Origin of the sequence: Mycobacterium sp. 4858, assembly GCF_900240975.1 — a bacterium.
Lineage (GTDB): Bacteria > Actinomycetota > Actinomycetes > Mycobacteriales > Mycobacteriaceae > Mycobacterium.
In genome coordinates, this window is the sequence record NZ_LT968775.1 from 744,398 (window position 1) to 764,732 (window position 20,335).

Below are 20,335 nucleotides of genomic sequence, written 5' to 3' on the forward strand. Positions count from 1 at the left end.
AAGCTGGACGGCAAGATGGCTCGTAGCTGTGTGCCCAAACTACGGCCGGGCCGGACGCAGGATCCGCAGCGCGCCGGGAACCGCGCTGATCTCCGCGGGAAGCGAGCAGGCGAAGTCGCCGTCGGCGTAGACGTTGATCCCGGGGCACTCGACGTGGATCGAGCGGGCCCGCGTCGTGCTCACCTCGTCGAGGTCGATGTGGGTGCCCTTCATCACGGTGGGGAACAGGCGCACCAGCTTCGTCCGCGACGCCGAGTGCACCATGGTGATGTCGAGCAGGCCATCGGTGGGATCGGCGTGCGGGCAGATCAGCATGCCGCCGCCGTAGCTTCGCGTGTTGCCGAAGGCCGCCAGCGTGATGTCGTCATCGATCTCCCGCGTCCCGTCCAGCACCATGCGAAACGGCAAGAGCCGCAGTTGCGATAGTTCGGCGAGCATCGCCAGGTAGTAGCGCAGCCGCCCGTGCGGCCACGTCATCCGGTTGGCCCGGTCGGTCACCAGGGAGTCGAATCCGGTGGCGGCGACGGTGCCGAACCATTTCTCGGAGCCGGTGCTGTCGCGAATCTTTCCCAGGTCGACGGTTTCGGCAAAGCCGTCGGCGACGATGTCCGCTGCGGCTTCGGGATCCTTTGTGGGAAGGCCGAATTCGCGGGCGTGGTCGTTACCTGTCCCCGCCGCCACGATGCCGATCGGAACGTCGGTGCCCGCGAGCACCTGCAGCGCGTTGGAGACGACGCCGTCGCCGCCGGTCGCCATGACGGCGTCGGCACCCTTCTCCAGTGCCGCGCTCACCAGGTAGCGCGCGTCTTGTGCGTCGTCGCCGATGATCTCGACGACCTCCACGCCACGGTGGTGCAGCCGCGCGATCGCGCGCTCCGCCGCCCGGATCGCCGTGCCGTGTCCGGAGACGGGATTGGTCAGCGCGATCACCTTCGTGATCTCGCGCCGGCTCATGGAATCAGCTTGCCGGGGTTGAGGATTCCGGCCGGGTCCAGGGTCGCCTTGACCGCGCGCAGGACATGCACCCCGAGCTCGCCGACCTCGTCACGCATCCACGGCCGGTGGTCGGCGCCGACCGCATGATGGTGGGTGATCGTCCCGCCGGTGGCCATGATCGCGTCGCAGGCGGCCGCTTTGGCGGCCCGCCATTGTTCGATCGGGTTGCCGCGCTGCCCGGCGACGACGGTGAAGTACAGCGACGCGCCGGTGGGGTAGACGTGCGAGATGTGACACATCACCAGCGCCGGCGTGCCGGTCTTCGCCAGTGCATCGGTAAGCGCTTGCGTCACAGCGGCTTTGAGCGCGGGAATATTGGACCAGTCGGTCGCGGTCTCGAGGGTCTCGCAGAGCGCACCGGCCGATAGCAGCGAATCGCGCAGATACGGTGCGCCGAACCGCCCGTGCTCCCACGCCCGCGCCGGCGCTTCACCCAGCGACGTTCCGCCCTGGGCCACCAGCAGCGAGCTGGTTTCGGCGTGCCGGCTTTCGACGTGTTCTTTGGTGCCCTCGAACACGGTGATGCCCAGGCAGCCGCCGGTGATCTGGCTTTCGCCAATGGACTCGGTGGTGGCCAGGTTGACCCCGGTCTCGGCCTCGTCGGAGAGCCGGATGACCGTGGAGCCGGTGGCCGTTTGCGTGACGGCGCGCAGCGCCGCGGCGCCGGTCTCGAAGTCGGGGAAGGACCACGCCTCATAGCGGGCGGCCTCCGGCGCCCGGTGCACGCGCAGCCGGACCCGCGTGATGACACCGAAGACGCCCTCCGACCCGATGAGCAGCTGACGCAGGTCGGGGCCCGCGGCGGACTCGGGCGCGCGGCCCAGGTCCAGGGTGCCCACCGGCGTCACCACGCGCAGGCCGCGCACCATGTCGTTGAATCGGCCGTAGCCCGCCGAGTCCTGCCCGGACGAGCGCGTCGCGGCGAAGCCACCGATCGTGGCGTATTCGAAGCTCTGCGGGAAATGCCCGAGCGAAAAGCCTTGGGCGCCAAGCATGCGCTCCGCATCCGGCCCGGTGACACCGGCTTCGAACACGGCCTGGCCGGACACCTCGTCGAGCGAGATCAGTCGATCGAGGCGGCGCAGGTCGAGGGCGACGATGGCGGGGAATTCACCGCGGATCGGATCCAGGCCGCCGACCACGCTGGTGCCGCCGCCGAACGGCACGACGGCGATGCGATGGTGCGAGCAGTAACGCAGGATCGTGGCGACTGCATCCTCGTCGCCGGGGAGCAGGATCGCGTCGGGCGCATCCTGCACCCCGGTGTCCCTGCGGCGCAGCAGGTCGAGCGTGGACTTGCCGCCGGCGTGCAGCAGCCGGTCCCGGTCGTCGGTGCGGCAGTAGGCGGCGCCGACGAGTTCGGCCAGCGCGTCGAGGTGCGCCTGCGGCAAGGCCGACGGCCGGAGGCGCACCGCGTCGGCTGCGAGTTCGGCCGCATCGGAATCCTCCACGCCGACAGCCTGTTTCAGCAGCGCCCGGATTCCCTCGGAGAGCGGCTTGGCCGCCGCGGGGTCACCCCACGCGTTCCACTTCATCGGGGGGACGAGGCCCTCGGGTTGCGTCATGCGTTACAGTATTACACATGCTGTCAATCAGTAACGCTCCGACTGTGGCGGACACGGGGGAGCGCATCCTCGCGGCGGCAGCCAGCTGTGTGGTCGACTTCGGGGTGGACCGGGTCACCCTGGCCGAAATCGCCCGGCGCGCCGGCGTCAGCAGGCCCACGGTGTACCGCCGCTGGCCGGACACGAAATCGATCGTCGCGGCGCTGTTGACCCGGCACGTCAGCGAGGCGATGCGGGACGCGCCGCTGCTCGGTGATGACCGCGAATCCCTTGTGCGACAGATCGTTACGGTGGCCGACTTGCTACGACGGGACCGGCTCGTCATGTCGGTGCTGCACTCCGAGCTCGCGCCGATCTACATCACCGAACGCCTGGGGACCAGCCAGCACATGCTGATCGACGCCCTGGCCGCCCGGCTCGCAGTGGCCCAGCGCACCGGCAGCGTCCGCGCCGGTGACCCCGTCCAGATGGCCACGATGGTGTTGTTGATCGCCCAGTCCACCATTCAGTCGGCCCAGATCGTCGAACCGATCCTGGACGCCGACGCGCTTGCCGGCGAGCTCGCCTACTCGCTGAACGGATACCTGTCGTGATACCCGATCCCACCGCGCTGAACGCCGCCCGCCGCGCGGCCGATCTCGCGGCCCTGGCCGAGGGCGAGCCGCTGGACGTCGTCGTGATCGGCGGCGGCATCACCGGCGCCGGCATCGCACTGGATGCCGCCTCACGGGGCCTGCGGGTCGCGTTGGTGGAAAAGCACGACCTGGCCTTCGGCACCAGCCGCTGGAGCTCCAAGCTCGTCCACGGCGGGCTGCGCTACCTGGCCACCGGCAACGTGGGCATCGCCCGGCGCAGCGCCGTCGAGCGCGGAATCCTCATGAGCCGCAACGCCCCCCATCTCGTTCGCGCGATGCCGCAACTGGTTCCGCTGCTGCCGTCCATGAGCCGGGGCAAACGCGCCCTGGTGCGCGCCGGGTTCCTGGCCGGCGACGCGCTGCGGATGCTGGCGGGAACGCCGTCGTCGATCCTGCCCCGGTCGCGCCGAGTCGGCCCGGACCGCGTCGCGCAGATGGCGCCGACCGTGCGACGCGAGGGCCTGGACGGGGGTCTGCTGGCCTATGACGGGCAGCTGATCGACGACGCCCGGCTGGTCACCGCGGTCGCTCGCACCGCCGCGCAGCACGGCGCCCGGATCCTGACCTACGTGGCGGCGTCGAAGGCGGCCGGAAGCAGGGTGCGGTTGACCGACCAGCGCACTGGGGAGTCGTTCGACGTCTCGGCGCCGGCGGTCATCAACGCGGCCGGGGTGTGGGCCGCCGAGATCGACGGCCTGTTGCGGCTGCGGCCCAGTCGCGGCACGCATCTGGTGTTCGATGCCGGCGCCTTCGGCAATCCCACTGCGGCGCTGACCATCCCGATTCCGGGCGAGCTCAACCGGTTCGTGTTCGCCATGCCCGAGCAGCTGGGCCGGGTCTACCTGGGGCTGACCGACGAAGCGGCGCCCGGCCCGATCCCGGACGTGCCCACCCCGTCGGCAGAGGAGGTCGCGTTCCTGCTCGACACGGTCAACACCGCGTTGGGGGTGGCGCTCGGCCCGGCCGACGTCATCGGCGCCTACGCGGGGCTGCGGCCGCTCATCGACACCGGCGAGGGCCGCACCGCCGACGTCTCGCGCGAGCACGCCGTCGTGGAGTCGGCGTCCGGGATCATCAGCGTGATCGGCGGCAAGCTCACGGAATACCGCTACATGGCGCAGGACGTGCTGGATCGCGCCGCCAGCGTCCGGCACCTGCGCGCCGCAAAGTGCCGGACGCACGACCTGCCGCTGATCGGCGCGCCCGCCAACCCGGGATCGGTCGGCCCGGGCTCGGTTGCCGGGTTGCCCGCGTCGCTGGTGCGGCGGTACGGCGCCGAGGCGGCCAAGGTCGTCGCCACCGCCTCCTGCAAGCGCCCGACGGAACTGGTGGGCGAGGGCATCGACGTCACCCGGGCGGAATTCGAGTACGCGATCACCCACGAGGGCGCCCTGGACGCCGCCGACGTCCTGGATCGGCGCACCCGCATCGGCTTGGTGGAATCCGACCGCGAGCGGGTGGCCGCGGTGGCCGAGGAGTTCGTGGAGCGGTTCGGCTAGGGCGCCAGGCTCCTTTCGATTCTGACTGTAAATATCGAATGGTAGTTACTATCATTTTGTCATGACCACTACCACGCGCGTTCCCGTACTCATCGTCGGCGCCGGCGCCGGCGGCCTCGCCACCTCCGCATTGCTCGCCAGGCATGGGGTGCGTTCGCTGCTGGTCGAGAAGCGGCATGAGGTCTTCATCTATCCGAAGGCCCGCAACCTGAGCTTTCGCAGCCTGGAAATCCTGCGTGGCCTCGGTCTCAGCGACCAGGTACACGCGGTGGCCGACCATGTCTCGGCCCTGATGGTCAGGCCCGCGCTCAACAGCCCCGAGGAGAAGCTGGCCATCGACGTCAACGCGGTCTTCGCGGGACTCGACGCGCTGAGCCCGGAGCCCGCGGCGCAGTACTGTCCGCAGAGCAGGCTGGAGCCGATCCTGCTCGCCGAAACGCGCCGACGGGGAAGCGAGGTGCGGTACGGGACGGAAGTGGTGTCGCTCGAGCAGGACGGGGCCGGCGTCACCGCGGCGGTCCGCGACCGGGATTCGGGGGAGCCGGAGACCATCCGCGCCGACTACCTCGTCGGCGCCGACGGCGCGCACAGCCCGATCCGAAACTGGCTGGGCATCACCACATCCGGCTACGGCGCACTGCCGATCTACGTCGTGTTCATCTACTTCCGGGCGCCCTGGACGAAGTTCGTCTCGCACCTGGCCGACGGCGATGGCGTGCAGGTCAAGAACGCCGACGTCGACGGCATCTTCCTGCTGGTCGAGGGCGACCTGGGCATGTTCATCACCATGTATTTCCCGGGCAGCGGCGAAACGGCGGACCAGTTCACCCCGCAGCGGTGCCGCGATGTGCTCACCAAGGCGTTCGGCGAGCCGATCGACATCGACGTCATCGAGGTCGCGGCGTGGCAGCCCTACGAGCAGGTCGCCGACCAATTCCAATGCGGCCGCGCCTTTCTCGTCGGCGATTCGGCGCACACCATGCCGCCGTTCAAGGCCGGGGGAGCCAACACCGCGATTCAGAGTGCCCACAACTTGGCATGGAAGCTCGCCGCCGTGCTGGACGGGACCGCAGGTCCGGCGCTGCTGGAGACCTACCACGCCGAACGCCACCCGGTGGGGCGATTCGCGGCGCGCCAGTCGCTGACCGGCCCGACGCTTGCGGTGCTCCCCTTGGGCGACGACCGCCCGCAGCTGCCGGCCGACGAAGAGTGCTCGATGTTCGAATTGCTCATCGGATACCGCTACCACTCGGCGGCCATTGTGAACGGGCAGGGGGAGCCTGACACGGTGCAACTGGTCTCGGAGTTGCGCGCCCAGCCCGGCACCCGGGTGCCGCACGTGTGGGTGCGCGACGGTGTCTCGACGCTGGACCTGCTGGGCCCGGGATTCACGGTGCTCACCGGCGACGAGCGCTGGTGTGCCGCCGCGGCTTCGGTGTCGGTGGCCGCGCAGCGCGTCTACAGCGACGAGTGGGCGGCGGCCACCGGGCTCGGTCCTTCCGGCGCCCTGCTGGTTCGCCCCGACGATTTCGTCGGCTGGCGCTGTGACGCGCTACCCGCAAATCCGGAAGGCGAACTGCGGCAGGCGCTTACGACGATCCTGGGCCGCTGAGGACTCCGCGAGCGTAACCACACTGCGATTTCAGACCCGATTTTTCGCAGTACGGTTACGCTCGCGAGCGCACGAAGTTCGAGCGTAAGAAATTACAGCGGGATGTTCTTGTGGCGTCCACGGCGCGCCGGCGCCTGGGCCAGCGCCTCGGTGAGCTTGCTGCGGGTGTGCGAGGGGTCGATCTTTTCGTCGACCACACCGATCTCGATGGCGCTGTCCACACCACCGGCGATCTTCTCGTGCTCGGCCGCCAACTCGTCGTGCAGCGCCTCGCGCTCGTGATCGGCCGCGGCGGCCAGCTTCTTCTTGTGCAGGATGCCGACGGCGGCCTTCGCGCCCATCACGGCCACCTCGGCGTCCGGCCAGGCGTACACCTTGGTCGCGTTGAGCGACCGGGAGTTCATCGCGATGTAGGCCCCGCCGTAGGTCTTTCGGGTGACCAGCGTGACGCGCGGAACCGTGCACTCGCCGAAGGCGTGCAGCAGCTTCGCGCCGCGGCGCACCACGCCGCCCCACTCCTGGTCGACACCGGGCAGGTAGCCCGGCACGTCCACGACCACCACCAGCGGGATGCCGAACGCGTCGCAGAGCCGCACGAAACGCGCTGCCTTCTCGGCGCTTTCGGAGTTCAGGCAGCCGCCCAGCCGCAGCGGGTTGTTCGCCAGCACGCCGACCGTCCGGCCGGACAGCCGACCCAGGCCGATCACCATCGACGGCGCCCAGTTGGCCTGGAACTCGTCGAACGGGGTCTCGTCGTCCAGGATCGCGGTCACGATCGGACGCACGTCGTAGGCACGCCGCGACGATTCCGGCAGCAGCGCGTGGATGTCGGTGTCACCCGCTTCGGCCTTGGTGCGGTCGAAATGCCCCTGCTGGCAGAACAACCCGACCAGGCGACGACCGCGCTCGTAAGCATCGAGCTCGTCGTCGGCGACAATGTGGCACACCCCGGACTTCTTGTGGTGGGTCTCCGGGCCACCGAGGGACGCCATGTCGACGTCCTCACCGGTGACGCTGCGCACCACGTCGGGCCCGGTGACGAACACCCGGCTCTCGGGCGCCATCACGATGACGTCGGTCAGCGCGGGGCCGTAGGCGGCGCCGCCGGCCGCGAAACCGACGACCACCGAGATCTGCGGGACGTATCCCGACGCGCGGATCATCGCCTCGAACACCGTCCCGACCGCGTGCAGCGCCTTGACGCCCTCGGCCAGCCGGGCCCCGCCGGAGTGCCAGATACCGACGATCGGGCTCTGTTCCTCGATGGCGGTGTCGTAGGCGTTGACGATGTGCGCGCAGCCCTCGACGCCCATGGCGCCGCCCATCACCGTTCCGTCGGTGCAGAACGCGATGGTGCGCACACCGTTGACGGTGCCCGACGCCGACAGCACCCCGGAGCGGTCACGCTCGTGCAGCAGCTCGACGCTGCCCTCGTCGAAGAAGTTGCTCAGACGCAGCAACGGGTCCCTGGGGTCGAGCGACTCGCCGACCGACGCGGGGGCCATGATTGTCATCGCAAGGTCTCCTGTTCTCCGGTGTGCTCTCGGTTGAGAAGCGGTGATCAGTACCGCCCGAACACGATCGCGACGTTGTGGCCGCCGAATCCGAACGAGTTGTTGATCGCGTATTCGTAGTTGCCCGGCCGCGGCTTACCCGACACCACGTCCAGATCGATCTCAGGGTCGAGGTTTTCCAGGTTCAGTGTCGGCGGAACGACCTGGTCCCGCAGGGCTTGCACCGTCAGGATCGATTCGACCGCACCCACGGCGCCGACCGAGTGCCCCAGCGCCGCTTTGGGCGCGTAGACCGCCGCGTTGCCGCCGTGGGCGCCCAGCGCGTTGTTGATCGCCTTGCTCTCGGCGACGTCACCCACCGAAGTGCCGGTGGCGTGGGCGTTGACGTGCTGGATGTCGGAAGGCGACAAGCCGGCGAGCTGAATCGCCCGGCTCATCGCGTGCCCGGCCCGCAGCCCGTTGGGATCGGGCGCCACCATGTGGTAGCCGTCCGAGGTGATGCTGGCACCCATGATGCGGGCCAGGATGTTGGCCCCACGAGCCTTGGCGTGCTCCTCGGTCTCGATCACCATGAGCGCCCCCGCCTCGCCGAACACGAAGCCGGTGCGGTCCCGGTCGAACGGGCGGCACGCGCCCGCCGGGTCGTCGTTCTTGGTCGACATCACGATGCGCATCTGGGCGAACGCCGCGATCGGCACGGCTTCGATCTTGGTCTCCACACCACCGCAGATGGCGATGTCGGCCTCGCCGAAGACGATGTTGCGCCACGCCTGGGCGACGCCCTCGGAGCCGGACGCGCACGCCGAAACGGGAGTGATCACACCCGCCTTGGCATGCCGCTCCAGGCCCACCGCCGCGGCGGCGCCGTTGGGCATGTACTTCTGCACCCCGAGCGGCGAAACCGCCTTCATGCCACGAGCGCGCATGTCGTCGTAGCTGAAGACCATCTCCTCCGAGGAGCCCAGACCGGTGCCGATGGACACCATCAAGCGGTCGGAGTCGACCTCGGGCGAGCCGGCGTTCTCCCAGACCCGCCGGCTCAAGATGGTGGACATCCGCTGCAGATAACCCGTCCGGCGCAGCTCGACGCGGGTCATCTGGCTGTCGAATTCCTCCAACAGATGCCCGCCGATCTTCACCGGCAGGTCGAACTCCTCGACGAACGGGTCCTCGAGTTTGCGGATACCACTTTGGCTGTCCAACAACAGCTTCCAGGTGGTTTCGGCATCAGTTGCCAGAGCGGTCGTCATGGCGACGCCAGTGACGACCACGTTCGGGAGAGTTTTCCCGGTAACTAGCTCTGTCATGGGGCTTGCGAACGTTCCTTCCGTACTTGTCGGCTCTTCCCCGGGCCGTTACGGCCCGGGTCGTCGCCCGACGCCGTGCTCAGTACCGCCCGAAGGCGAGCGCCACGTTGTGGCCCCCGAATCCGAACGAGTTGTTGATGGCGTAACGGAAATCGCCGTAGCGAGGTTCGCCCGCGACAACATCAAGGTCGATCTCGGGATCAGGGGTTTCGTAGTTGAGTGTTGGCGGTATCACGCCGTCCCGAAGGCTCAATACCGTGAGAACAGATTCCAGCGCACCGACCGCTCCGATGGAGTGGCCCAGTGCGGATTTCGGTGCGTACACCGCCGCTTGCTCGCATCCGGCGACCCGGATGGCGTTGGCCTCGGCCGTGTCGCCGATCGGTGTTGCCGTCCCGTGCGCGTTGACGTGGTCAATGTCCTTGGGGGACAAGCCCGCCAACTCCAGCGCCCGCGTCATCGCCCGGCCGGCGCGCACGCCGTCGGCCGCCGGCGCCACCATGTGGAAGGCGTCCGAGGTGATGCCGGCGCCCATCAGCCTGGCCAGCGGCTTGGCGCCGCGCGCCTTGGCGTGCTCCTCGGTCTCGATGAGCATCATGGCCCCGGCCTCGCCGAACACGAAGCCGTCGCGGTCCTTGTCGAACGGCCGCGATGCGCGTTCGGGCTCGTCGTTGCGAGTGGACATGGCCCGCATCATGGAGAATGCCGCGATGGGCAGCGCCTCGATGGGACCCTCGACGCCACCGCACACGGCGACATCCGCGTCGCCCATGACGATCTGGCGCCACGCGTGGGCGATCGCTTCGGAGCCCGACGAACAGGCCGACACCGGGGTGATGACCCCGGCGCGCGCCCCGAGCTGCAGGCCCACCACCGCCGCGGCGCCGTTGGGCATGATCATCTGAACGGCGAGCGGCGACACCTTGCGGGGGCCGCCCTCGTTCATCAGGTCATAGCTCTCGACGATCCTTTCGGCGCCACCGAGCCCGGTGCCGACCACGACCGAGAACCGGTCGGGGTCGAGCTCCGGGGTGCCGGCAGATTCCCACAGCTGAGTGCTGAGCAACTTGGCCAGCCGCTGGACGTAGGACATCCGCCGCAAGTCGAGCCTGCTCATGTGCTCGTCGATGGGCTCCTTGAGGTGACCCCCGATCTTCACGGGCAGGTCCCACTTGGTGACGAACTCGTCTTCGAGAACGTGGATGCCGCTTTCGCCGGCCAACAAACCCTTCCACGTGCTCTCGATGTCCGACGCGACCGATGTCGTCGCCGTGACGGCGGTTACCACAACGCTGGGGGAACCGCCATTAGCAGTGGAAGGCTTGCTCACTTGTCCGCGTCCATCCTCGCCTTGACGTTGGCGACGGCGTCGGGGTTCTCGGTCTCCAGCTTGGCGCGCAGCGCCTCGGCAGCCTCGGGGTTCTCTTCCTCGAGCTTCTGGATGTAGGAGACGACATCACCGACGGTGCGCAGGCCGGCGAGGTCCTCGTCCGGGATCTTCACGCCGTACTTGTCCTCGGTCTGCACGGCGATCTCAACCATCGACAGCGAGTCGATGTCCAGGTCGTCGACGAACGACTTCTCCGGGGTGACCTCGGACGGCTCGATACCGGTGACCTCTTCGATGATCTCCGCGATACCGGCGATGATTTCTTCCTGGCTGACGGCCACAGCGTCTTCCCTTCGTAATGTGTTGTGTTGATCGAACAGAGCGTTATAGAGCGTTATGTGGTTGTACTGGATGCGGCTTTCTAGAGTTCGGCCAGTGCGTCCAGGTCTGCGGGTGCCTTGACGGCGCGGGTGGTGACCCCCCGAAGTTCTCGTTTGGCGATACCCGTCAGAGTGCCCGCGGGCGGGAACTCCACGGCCGCCGTGACCTCGCGGTCACGCATGGTCGCCGTGCACAGGTCCCAGCGCACCGGCTGGGTCAGCTGGGCGACAAGCGCCTCCATCGCCGCCGCCGCGGAGGCGACGGGCTGCCCGTCGCGGTTCGACAGCAGCGTGGCAGTGGGCTCGGCGGTCGCGACGGCGGCCGCAGCGGCGGCGTAGCGGTCGAGGGCCGGCGCCATGTACTTGGTGTGGAACGCCCCGGCCACTCCGAGCGCGCGGACCCGGGCCTTGGCCGGCGGGTCCTCGGCCAGCTTCTCCAGCGCCGTCAGCGGGCCGGCGGCGACGATCTGGCCGGCGGCGTTGCGGTTGGCGGGGAACAGGTCGAGCTGCTCGAGGCGGGCCAGGACCTCGGCCTCGTCACCGCCGAGCACGGCGGACATGCCGGTCGGCTCGATGGCGCACGCCTTGGCCATTTCGGCGCCGCGGGTGGCGGCCAGCGCGACGGCGTCATCGGCGGCCATCACACCGGCGATCGCGTACGCCGCGATCTCGCCGACGGAGTGGCCCGCCACGATCAGGTCCGCATTCTTGGTTTCGGAGGAAAGCAGGCCGCGCTTGGTGAGTTCCTGGTGGGCCAGCAGGGTGGCGGCGACGACCAGGGGCTGGGTGACCGCGGTGTCGGTGATCTCCTCGGTCGACGCGGTGGTGCCCAACCGGACCAGGTCGAGGCCGCTGGCCTTCGACCACAGGTCGAGCTGGTCCGCGGCGCCCGGCAGGTCGAGCCACGGCGAGAGCATCCCCTCGGTCTGCGAACCCTGTCCGGGCGCAAGCAATGCAATCACGTGTTTAAGAGAACACTGTGGAAACGGTTTTGGCGGGTGTAACAGATTATGAACCTCGTCTTAGGTTTTTGTGTAGTCCCCACAAAATAGCTCCGTAAGCTACGTGTTCGATACCGTGCCGCGACCTGTGGCCTGGGTCACTCTGAGTCGGATTGCCCCCCGATAGCCGCCCTGACCGGCAGCGGAACGGGAGGCATCGGTTTGGTGGCGACGCTGGCGGGGGCGGTGGGGTAGTTGAGCTGCCCGACGGTCGCCGCCACTCGCAGCACGTATGCGTCGCGGGGCTGGGTGGGATCGCGTCCGGTGAAGTCGGTGATCCGCTTGAGCCGGTAGCGCACTGTGTTTGGATGAACGAACAACTTTCTGGCACAAGCTTCAATCGCGCCGCCACAATCTAAGTAAGCGTCAAGAGTCTCGATGAGCGTGGGCCCCGCGTCGGCCAGCGGCCCCATGACGTCGGTGTGCAACGCCACGATGGCCGAGGAGTCCCCCATCAGGGCGCGTTCGGGCAGGAGCTCCCGCGCCAGCACTGGCCGCGGCGCCCCCCGCCAGCCGCCGACGGCGTTCATCCCGGAAATCGCCTCGCTGGCGCTGTGGTACGCCGCGGTCAGCATCGGCGCCGTCGGTCCGATGACCACGGGCCCGTCGGAGAACGCGTTCAGCAGTTCGCCGAGGAATTTGTCGGTTGGCGACAGTTGGCCCGACACGATGGCGACCAGCCAGGTGCCGTGCACGTCCGTGAGGGCCGCGCGGCCGTGCCGTGCGGCGATGTCGCGGACGTGCTGGCTGGCCCGCTGGCTGTCGCCCGGCCCGGTGGTGCCGTCACGTCCGGGTGCTGGAGCCCCGACCACGACGGTGGCCGGGGCGGTGGTGTCCCAGTTCAGCGCGGCGGCCCGGGACAGCAGCTCGGGGCCGGTGTCGCCGCGGACCACCGCGTCGACCACGCTGGCCTCCATCCGGCTGTCCCAGGTGCCGCGCGCCTCGGCCGCGTTGGCGTAGGCCGACGCGGCGGTGAACGCCAGGTCGCGGCTGTACTTCAACACGCCCACGGTCAGCGCGGTCAACTGATCCTCGGAGCGGGCCACCAGCGGCAGCACCTCCTCGAAGAACTCCATCGTGACGCGCACCATGTCGACGCTGTGCCGCAACGCGATCCGGCGGGCCAGGTCCTGGGGCACCAGCTCGAAGGCCTGGGCGGTGTAGCTGACGTTGCTGTGCGGGTCCTGCATCCACTCGACGAAGTTGTTGATGGACGTCTGCACCACCAACGCCACGCTGGCCCGCTGCGAGGCTTCCAGGTCGGCGAAGAACGGCAACCGGTCCTGCATCACCGAGACGGCTTCGGTGGCCAGCCGGCCGGAGTACTGCTTGAGCCGGCGCAGCACGGAATCCGGCACCGTGTCCAGCAGCTCGAGTGGAGACCGGGGCTGCTTGGCGAACGGGCCGGCGAACGGGTTGTCATTCACCCCTAAAACCTACGCCACTTTTCTAGAAGGATTCGCCAAAGGGTGGGGTGTTTTGGCTGTCCGAGGAGCCGCGAGCGTGAAGGTAGCTTCACGCTCGGCGCCGAACGTGAAGGTAGCTTCACGCTCGGCAGAAGGCGCTGGCCCGCTAGGCCACGCCGGGGTCGGACGTCTGCTCGGGCGCGGCCTGTACGTCGTCGATCTTGTACTGGCGCGCGGCCGCGACGGGAACCGAGGGGTCGATCTCGCCGTCGCGCGCCAACGCCTCCAGCACCGCGACCACCTGCGACTCGGCGTCGGTGTTGAAGTAACGCCGCGCGGCGGGCCGGGTGTCCGAGAAACCGAAACCGTCGGTGCCCAGGGTGACGAACGTGTTGGGCACCCACGGCCGGATCTGCTCCGGGACGGCGCGCATCCAGTCCGAGACCGCGATCACCGGGCCGCTGGCGTTCGCCAGGGCCTGGGTCACGTAGGCGGTGCCGGCCGGCCGGTCGGGGTAGCGCAGCTTCGCCTTCTCGACGGCCACGCCGTCGCGGTTCAGTTCGCCCCAGCTGGTCACCGACCAGACGTCGGCGGCGACGTCCCACTCGGCGGCCAGCATCTCGGCCGCCTGCAGCGCAGACGGCATCGCCACGCCGGAGGCCAGGATGTGCGCCGTGTTCGCGCGCTGTTCGGTGGCGGGACGGTAGCGGTAGATGCCGCGCAGCACGCCCTCGGGATCGAAGTGCTCCGGCTCCGGCGGCTGCACGTACGGCTCGTTGTAGATCGTGATGTAGAAGTACACGTCCTCGGGGTCGTCGCCGAACATCCGCGCCAGCCCGCTCTCGACGATGTAGGCGATCTCGTAGGCGAACGCCGGGTCGTAGGCCACCACCGCCGGATTGGTGCTCGCCAGCAGCAGCGAGTGGCCGTCGGCGTGCTGCAGACCCTCGCCGGTCAGCGTGGTGCGCCCCGCGGTGGCCCCCAGCAGGAAGCCGCGGGCCATCTGGTCGGCGGCGGCCCACAGGCCGTCGCCGGTGCGCTGGAAGCCGAACATCGAATAGAAGATGTAGATCGGGATCATCGGCTCGTTGTGCGTGGCGTACGAGGTGCCGGCCGCGATGAACGAGCCCACCGACCCCGCCTCGCTGATGCCCTCGTGCAGGATGTGCCCGGTTGCGCTCTCCTTGTAGGCCAGCATCAGCTCGGCGTCCACGGCGGTGTACAGCTGGCCCAGGCGGTTGTAGATCTTCAGCGACGGGAACCACGAGTCCATGCCGAACGTGCGCGCCTCGTCGGGGATGATCGGCACGATCCGTGGGCCAACCTCCTTGTCCCGCAACACTTCCTTGAAGGTCCGCACCGTCGCCATGGTGGTGGCGACCTCCTGGGTGCCCGACCCCTTCTTCAGCGGGGCGTAGATGTCACGCGGGGGAAGCTTGAGCGCCTTGGCCTTGGTGCGGCGCTCGGGCAGGAAGCCGCCCAGGGTGCGGCGACGGTCGAGCATGTAGCGGATCTCCGGCGCGTCCGGACCGGGGTGGTAGTAGGGCGGCAGGTAGGGATTCTCGTCCAGCTGCGCATCGCTGATCGGGATCCGCATCGAGTCCCGGAAGTGCTTAAGGTCTTCCAGCGCAAGCTTTTTCATCTGATGGGTGGCGTTGCGGCCCTGGAAGTGCGCACCCAGCGAGTAGCCCTTGATGGTCTTGGCCAGGATCACCGTCGGCTGGCCCTTGTGGTCGATGGCGGCCCGGTAGGCGGCGTACACCTTGCGGTAGTCGTGGCCCCCGCGCTTGAGGTTCCAGATCTCGGCGTCGGTCATGTTCTCCACCAGCGCCTTGGTGCGCGGGTCGCGGCCGAAGAAGTGGTCCCGCACGTAGGCGCCGTCGTTGGCCTTGTACGTCTGGTAGTCACCGTCGGGGGTGGTGTTCATCAGGTTGACCAGCGCGCCGTCGCGGTCGGCGTGCAGCAGGGCGTCCCACTCGCGGCCCCACACCACCTTGATGACGTTCCAGCCCGCCCCGCGGAAGAACGACTCCAGCTCCTGGATGATCTTGCCGTTGCCGCGCACCGGGCCGTCGAGCCGCTGCAGGTTGCAGTTGATCACGAATGTCAGGTTGTCCAGGCCCTCGAGTGCCCCGACATGCAACATTCCCCGGCTCTCGGGCTCGTCCATCTCGCCGTCGCCCAGAAAACACCACACGTGCTGGTCGGAGGTGTCCTTGATGCCCCGGTCGTGCAGGTAGTGGTTGAACCGCGCCTGGTAGATGGCGTTGAGCGGGCCCAGCCCCATCGAGACGGTGGGGAACTCCCAGAAGTCGGGCATCAGCCGCGGGTGCGGATAGGACGGCAACCCGCCCCCGGCGTGGCTGTGTTCCTGGCGGAAGCCGTCCAGCCGATCCTCGCTGAGCCGGCCCTCGAGGAAGGCGCGCGCATAGATCCCAGGCGAGGCGTGGCCCTGGATGAAAACCTGGTCGCCGCCGCCGGGATGCGATTTGCCCCGGAAGAAGTGGTTGAAGCCGACCTCGTAGAGCGCCGCCGACGACGCGTAGGTCGAAATGTGGCCACCGACGCCGACTCCCGGCCGCTGGGCGCGGTGCACCATGATCGCGGCGTTCCACCGGATCCACGCCCGGAAGCGCCGTTCGACGTCCTCGTCGCCGGGGAACCACGGCTCCAGCTCCGTCGGGATGGTGTTGACGTAATCGGTTGACGTCAGCGACGGAATGGCGACACGCTGCTCGCCGGCCCGTTCCAGCAGTCGCAGCATCAGATACCGCGCCCGCGCCGGCCCGGAGCGCTCCAGCAGGTCGTCGAACGACTCCAGCCACTCCGAGGTCTCTTCGGGGTCGATGTCGGGCAGGTACGACGCGACACCTTCGCGGATCACCCGAACCCGGTCGGGTTCGCTTGCGCTGCTAGGGGATTTGGCCAGATCGTGGCGCGCGAACTCGGTTGTCAACGCACTGCTCCTGTAGTTGGCGGGGGATATGCCCTCGGGTGCTGCGCACCGTCTCCCTCTATCGTGCCGCACCCGCCTGTGGCGGGGCCAGCCGACGTCCGGTAGCCGACGCGGGTTCACCGGGCCGACACGAACGCGTGCGTGGCGGGACTTTCGGCAAAGGCACCCGGTAACGTCAGGGCGTGCTCATCGGATGGCGTGCCGTCCCTGCGGGGAGCTTCCCCAGGCGAGGCGCTCTGGCGCTCGGATGTATCGCGGCGACGCTGATGGGGATCGTGGGGTGTACCAGCGTCACCAACGGGACGGCCACCCCCGACACCCAGGTGGCCCCGGCCTATCGTCAGTCGGTGTCGGCGTCGGTGTCGGCCTCCTCCGCGACGTCGCGCGTGCGCGAGTCGCAGCGGCAGCAGTCGCTGACCACCCGGGCGGTGCGCACGTCGTGCGACACGCTGGCCACCTCCAGCAAGGACGCGATCGACAAGGTGAACGTCTTCGTCGGCGCCTTCAACGCGGGCCGCGGCACCGGCCCCACGGAAGGGCCGGCCATCGACGCGCTGAACAGCAGCGCCGACACCGTGGGCAGCAGCTTCAACGATGCGCTGTCCCAGCAGCTGAAGGACGCGTTCAACGCCTACATCGACGCCGCCCGCGGCGTGGCCAACGCGATCGGCACCCACGCGCCGACGGGGGAATTCAATCGGCGGGTGGACCGGCTCAACGACGCCAAGACGAAGGCGCTGAAACTCTGCCTGGCGTCCTTCTGAGGCGCCTGGTGAGGCGCGAGTGACGACCGGGTTGTGGCTGTGCGACGATAATCCCCAATCGCAGAGCGCGCAGATGGCTTGCGGAGAGATGCAAGGAGGCTCCACGGTGGTCGCGGCGGATCACGCCCCGGGCTACGCCCGCAAACTGGGCATCCAACGAGACCAAGTTGTCCAGGAATGGGGCTGGGACGAGGACACCGACGACGAGATCCGCGCTGACGTCGAGGAAGCGTGCGGCGGTGATTTGCTCGATGAGGACACCGACGAGGTGGTCGACGTCGTGCTGCTGTGGTGGCGTGACGGGGACGGCGACCTGGTGGACACCCTGATGGATGCGATCAGCCCGCTGGCCGAGGACGGCGTGATCTGGGTGCTGACGCCCAAGACCGGCAAGCCCGGCCACGTGCTGCCGGCCGAGATCGCCGAGGCCGCGCCCACCGCCGGCCTGATGCCGACCTCGTCGGTGAACTTGGGCGATTGGAGCGCCAGCCGGCTGGTGCAGCCGAAGTCCCGAACCGGGAAGCGTTGATGCTGCCCGTCGGCGCCACCGCCCCGGACTTCACACTGCGCGACCAGAACCAACAGCGGGTCACCCTGAGCACCTACCGCGGCGCCAAGAACGTCTTGCTGGTGTTCTTCCCGCTCGCCTTCACCGGCATCTGCCAGGGCGAGCTGGATCAGCTGCGCGATCACCTGCCCGACTTCGAGAACGACGACAGCGCGGCGCTGGCCATCTCCGTGGGGCCGCCGCCCACGCACCGGATCTGGTCGCTGGAGAGCGGGTTCACCTTTCCGGTGCTGTCGGACTTCTGGCCGCACGGCGAGGTCAGCCAGGCCTATGGCGTGTTCAACGACGAGGCCGGGTACCCCAACCGCGGCACCTTCGTGATCGACCGCACCGGCATCATCCGGTTCGCCGAGTGCAAACAGCCCGGCGAATCCCGCAACCAGGGGCTGTGGACCGACGCGCTGGCGGCTTTGCGGGACTGAGTTTTGGGTGCTCGGGCTTGGGGCGTGTAGCCTCCCCGGGGCACGGGCGCGTAGCTCAGTGGTAGAGCTCTGGTTTTACACACCAGCGGTCGGCGGTTCGATACCGTCCGCGCCCACTCATCTTGTCCGGGATTCGCGAGCGTAACGCCACGGCGACTTTCGGCCCCGATTTTCGCCGTGGCGTTACGCTCGCGGCGTGAACGATGAACCCGTGGAACCGTTTCGCATCGACGTGCCCGACGACGTCCTGGACGACCTGCGCTCGCGCCTGGCTCGCACCCGCTGGCCGGAGGCCGAATGCGTGGACGACTGGAGCCAGGGCATGCCGCTGGCCTACACCCGCGACCTGGCCGGCTATTGGGCCGACGAATACGACTGGCGCTCACGCGAAGCCGGGCTCAACCGCTTCGACCAATTCACCACCGAGATCGACGGGCTCGACATTCATTTCATTCACCAGCGCTCCCCGCACGACGGCGCGTTCCCGCTGCTGATCACCCACGGCTGGCCCGGCTCGATCGTCGAGTTCCACAAGGTGATCGAGCCGCTGACCAATCCGGCGTCCGGGCGCGCCGAGGACGCCTTCCACGTGATCTGCCCGTCGCTACCGGGGTACGGATTCTCCGGCAAACCCACCCGCACGGGCTGGGGCGTGGAGAGGATCGCCGACGCCTGGGAGGCGCTGATGCTGCGCCTGGGCTACGACCGCTACGGCGCCCAGGGCGGCGACTGGGGCGCCGCCGTGACGACGCAGATCGGCCGAAACCAGGGCCACTGCGCGGCGATCCACCTCAACATGCCGATCGGGCGGCCCGCGCCGGAATCCCTGAAGAATCCGACGGAAGAAGAGCAGCGGGTGCTGGCCGCGTTGGCTGAGCACCGCGAGTGGGGCACCGGCTATTCCAAGCAGCAGTCGACCCGGCCGCAGACGCTGGGTTACGGGCTGGCCGATTCGCCGGTGGGGCAGCTGGCGTGGATCGTCGAGAAGTTCTGGGCGTGGGCCGATTGCGACGGCCATCCCGAAAACGTGTTCACCCGAGACGAGCTTCTCGACAACGTCATGGTCTATTGGGTGACCGACACCGGCGCGTCCTCGGCCCGGCTGTACTGGGAGAGCTTCAGGGCCTGGGGGCAGCTGGGTCGCGTCGAATTACCCACCGGGGTCGCGGCTTTCCCCAAAGAGATCCTGGGCGCCCCGCGGTCGTGGTGCGAGCCGGTCTACAACATCACGCATTGGACGACCATGGACCGCGGCGGACACTTCGCCGCCTTCGAGCAACCGGAGCTGTTCGTCGAGGACGTGCGCGCGTTCTTCGCGACCGTGCGGCGCTAGACGATCCGCCAGCCGCGTCGCGCCCGAAAGCGCATGTCCCACAAGTAGATCCGGTAGCCAAGTATCCAGGTCCCGCGCGGCAGGAAGAGGTCCGCCAGCCGCAGTGCGGACAGCAGCCACCCGAACCGACGCTGCTGTGCCTGCGACCAGTCCAGCCGCATCAAGGCGCGAAACTCCGGAGCCAAAAACCCCGTCGTCGCGAACAGATTGAACGGGCCGGCCAGCACGCGCAACGGCCACGGCAGGAAGGCCAGCGACGCCACGCCGCGCAGGTGCTCCCGCACCGGCGGGGCGATGCGCAGCTCGTCGAGCGAGCGCTTCCAGTACTCGTCGAACGCCGCCCGGTCCGGCGGCCACATGCGTTCGGGCACCTGCAGCGTGGTGCCCAGCCGCCTGGCGTCGAGATACACGGCGTCGGCAGCGTCGTCGTCGAGGGGGCCGTACAGGAACTCGTACTGGTCGACGAAATAGCGGTACAGGCACGACGCCACCCACAGCTGCAGTTTGGGGTCAAAAGCGTTGTAGGACACCGGGCTCGACGACGTGGAATGGACCTGCCGGTGCACGGTGTCCACCGCGCCTCGGATCAACGCGCGGTCGGACTCGGTGCCGATGGTGGCGGCCGCCAGGTAGGTGCCGGTGGTGCGGGCCCGCTTGAACGGATGCCTGTAGACGTTGCCGCTGTCCACCGGGCTCTCCAGCACGCCGTAACCGACGCCGGGCAGGGACAACTGCATGATCACGTTCGCGGCCGGCAACAGCAGCGCCGCCGGGTTTAGCAGGTCGGCAACCCGGGTCGCGGGCCGCTTCATCGCGGACGACGCCATGGCTTCGAGTCAACCACGTCCCGGACGTTACATCCGCCTGAAAACGGGCACGCCTAGCCAGATGAGCACCCAATTCGGCGTCTCGGCCACCGGCCCGGCGCGCCACCGGGCGACCGCAACGGCGGGCGCGTTCGAGTCATCCCTCCTGATGTGGTGGGTGATCGTCGTGCTGATCGCCGCGGTGATCGTCGCGGGCATCTTCGCCATGGCCTAGGCAGCG

At 68.6% G+C, this 20,335-nt stretch carries 18 protein-coding genes and 1 tRNA gene; 9 read left to right on the forward strand and 10 right to left on the reverse strand.

Features of this window, described 5'->3' with window-relative positions; genetic code table 11:
* Positions 1-39 precede the first annotated feature (39 nt).
* Both C1737_RS03460 and C1737_RS03465 read right to left on the reverse strand, forming a co-directional pair.
* The gene (locus tag C1737_RS03460) at positions 40-954 is read right to left on the reverse strand and encodes a diacylglycerol kinase (protein ID WP_102417246.1); all 915 of its coding nucleotides are present in this window, start codon (positions 952-954) and stop codon (positions 40-42) included.
* Entirely contained in the window at positions 951-2,531 is a 1,581-nt protein-coding gene (locus C1737_RS03465; protein WP_369807514.1) for an FAD-binding oxidoreductase, read from the reverse strand. The genes C1737_RS03460 and C1737_RS03465 overlap by 4 nt, the downstream gene beginning before the upstream one ends.
* A gap of 47 nt (positions 2,532-2,578) precedes the next feature.
* Here C1737_RS03465 and C1737_RS03470 point away from each other — a divergent pair, with 47 nt between their 5' ends.
* From C1737_RS03470 to C1737_RS03480, 3 genes are all read left to right on the forward strand, one after another.
* The gene (locus C1737_RS03470) at positions 2,579-3,154 is read left to right on the forward strand and encodes a TetR/AcrR family transcriptional regulator (RefSeq protein WP_068092648.1); all 576 of its coding nucleotides are present in this window, start codon (positions 2,579-2,581) and stop codon (positions 3,152-3,154) included.
* Complete coding sequence (locus C1737_RS03475; RefSeq protein ID WP_102417248.1) at positions 3,151-4,695, forward strand: glycerol-3-phosphate dehydrogenase/oxidase; 1,545 nt, start codon at positions 3,151-3,153, stop codon at positions 4,693-4,695. Before C1737_RS03470 ends, C1737_RS03475 begins: the two co-directional genes overlap by 4 nt.
* A 61-nt stretch (positions 4,696-4,756) precedes the next feature.
* Positions 4,757-6,307, forward strand: a complete 1,551-nt coding sequence (locus tag C1737_RS03480) for an FAD-dependent monooxygenase (protein ID WP_102417249.1) — start codon at positions 4,757-4,759, stop codon at positions 6,305-6,307.
* Between the two features lie 92 nt (positions 6,308-6,399).
* On the opposite strand, the gene C1737_RS03485 is transcribed toward C1737_RS03480, so the two are convergent.
* The 7 genes from C1737_RS03485 to aceE all read right to left on the reverse strand — a co-directional run bounded on the left by C1737_RS03485 (position 6,400) and on the right by aceE (position 16,201).
* Positions 6,400-7,821 carry an acyl-CoA carboxylase subunit beta gene (locus tag C1737_RS03485; RefSeq protein WP_067917879.1) on the reverse strand — a complete coding sequence of 474 codons (1,422 nt, stop codon included), beginning with the start codon at positions 7,819-7,821 and terminating at the stop codon, positions 6,400-6,402.
* Between the two features lie 47 nt (positions 7,822-7,868).
* Positions 7,869-9,128: a 3-oxoacyl-ACP synthase KasB gene (gene kasB, locus C1737_RS03490; RefSeq protein WP_068092635.1), complete on the reverse strand. Its 1,260-nt coding sequence runs from the start codon at positions 9,126-9,128 to the stop codon at positions 7,869-7,871.
* A gap of 79 nt (positions 9,129-9,207) precedes the next feature.
* Positions 9,208-10,458, reverse strand: a complete 1,251-nt coding sequence (gene kasA, locus C1737_RS03500) for a 3-oxoacyl-ACP synthase KasA (RefSeq protein ID WP_102417250.1) — start codon at positions 10,456-10,458, stop codon at positions 9,208-9,210.
* The gene (acpM, locus tag C1737_RS03505; protein WP_067917886.1) at positions 10,455-10,799 is read right to left on the reverse strand and encodes a meromycolate extension acyl carrier protein AcpM; all 345 of its coding nucleotides are present in this window, start codon (positions 10,797-10,799) and stop codon (positions 10,455-10,457) included. The genes kasA and acpM overlap by 4 nt, the downstream gene beginning before the upstream one ends.
* An 80-nt stretch (positions 10,800-10,879) precedes the next feature.
* Positions 10,880-11,800 carry an ACP S-malonyltransferase gene (locus tag C1737_RS03510; RefSeq protein WP_067917888.1) on the reverse strand — a complete coding sequence of 307 codons (921 nt, stop codon included), beginning with the start codon at positions 11,798-11,800 and terminating at the stop codon, positions 10,880-10,882.
* A 137-nt stretch (positions 11,801-11,937) separates the two neighbouring features.
* The gene (locus C1737_RS03515) at positions 11,938-13,266 is read right to left on the reverse strand and encodes a CdaR family transcriptional regulator (RefSeq protein WP_102417251.1); all 1,329 of its coding nucleotides are present in this window, start codon (positions 13,264-13,266) and stop codon (positions 11,938-11,940) included.
* Between the two features lie 145 nt (positions 13,267-13,411).
* A complete protein-coding gene (gene aceE, locus C1737_RS03520; protein ID WP_068092628.1) occupies positions 13,412-16,201 on the reverse strand; it encodes a pyruvate dehydrogenase (acetyl-transferring), homodimeric type in 2,790 nt (929 codons plus the stop codon).
* A 182-nt stretch (positions 16,202-16,383) separates the two neighbouring features.
* Here aceE and C1737_RS03525 point away from each other — a divergent pair, with 182 nt between their 5' ends.
* The 5 genes from C1737_RS03525 to C1737_RS03545 all read left to right on the forward strand — a co-directional run bounded on the left by C1737_RS03525 (position 16,384) and on the right by C1737_RS03545 (position 19,288).
* Positions 16,384-16,965: a hypothetical protein gene (locus C1737_RS03525; protein WP_068092627.1), complete on the forward strand. Its 582-nt coding sequence runs from the start codon at positions 16,384-16,386 to the stop codon at positions 16,963-16,965.
* Positions 16,966-17,071: 106 nt separating this feature from the next.
* Complete coding sequence (locus C1737_RS03530) at positions 17,072-17,494, forward strand: DUF3052 domain-containing protein (protein WP_067921490.1); 423 nt, start codon at positions 17,072-17,074, stop codon at positions 17,492-17,494.
* The gene (locus C1737_RS03535) at positions 17,494-17,955 is read left to right on the forward strand and encodes a peroxiredoxin (protein ID WP_102417252.1); all 462 of its coding nucleotides are present in this window, start codon (positions 17,494-17,496) and stop codon (positions 17,953-17,955) included. The genes C1737_RS03530 and C1737_RS03535 overlap by 1 nt, the downstream gene beginning before the upstream one ends.
* Before the next feature lie 44 nt (positions 17,956-17,999).
* Positions 18,000-18,071 (forward strand) — tRNA-Val (locus tag C1737_RS03540).
* A 95-nt stretch (positions 18,072-18,166) separates the two neighbouring features.
* A complete protein-coding gene (locus tag C1737_RS03545; protein ID WP_102417764.1) occupies positions 18,167-19,288 on the forward strand; it encodes an epoxide hydrolase family protein in 1,122 nt (373 codons plus the stop codon).
* Here C1737_RS03545 and C1737_RS03550 read toward each other — a convergent pair.
* Positions 19,285-20,100 (reverse strand): oxygenase MpaB family protein, encoded by an 816-nt coding sequence (locus tag C1737_RS03550; protein ID WP_199182801.1) that lies wholly within the window; start codon positions 20,098-20,100, stop codon positions 19,285-19,287. The genes C1737_RS03545 and C1737_RS03550 overlap by 4 nt on opposite strands.
* 76 nt (positions 20,101-20,176) lie before the next feature.
* On the opposite strand from C1737_RS03550, the gene C1737_RS26680 reads away from it, so the two are divergent.
* A complete protein-coding gene (locus tag C1737_RS26680) occupies positions 20,177-20,329 on the forward strand; it encodes a hypothetical protein (RefSeq protein WP_156764355.1) in 153 nt (50 codons plus the stop codon).
* The last annotated feature ends 6 nt before the right edge of the window (positions 20,330-20,335 follow it).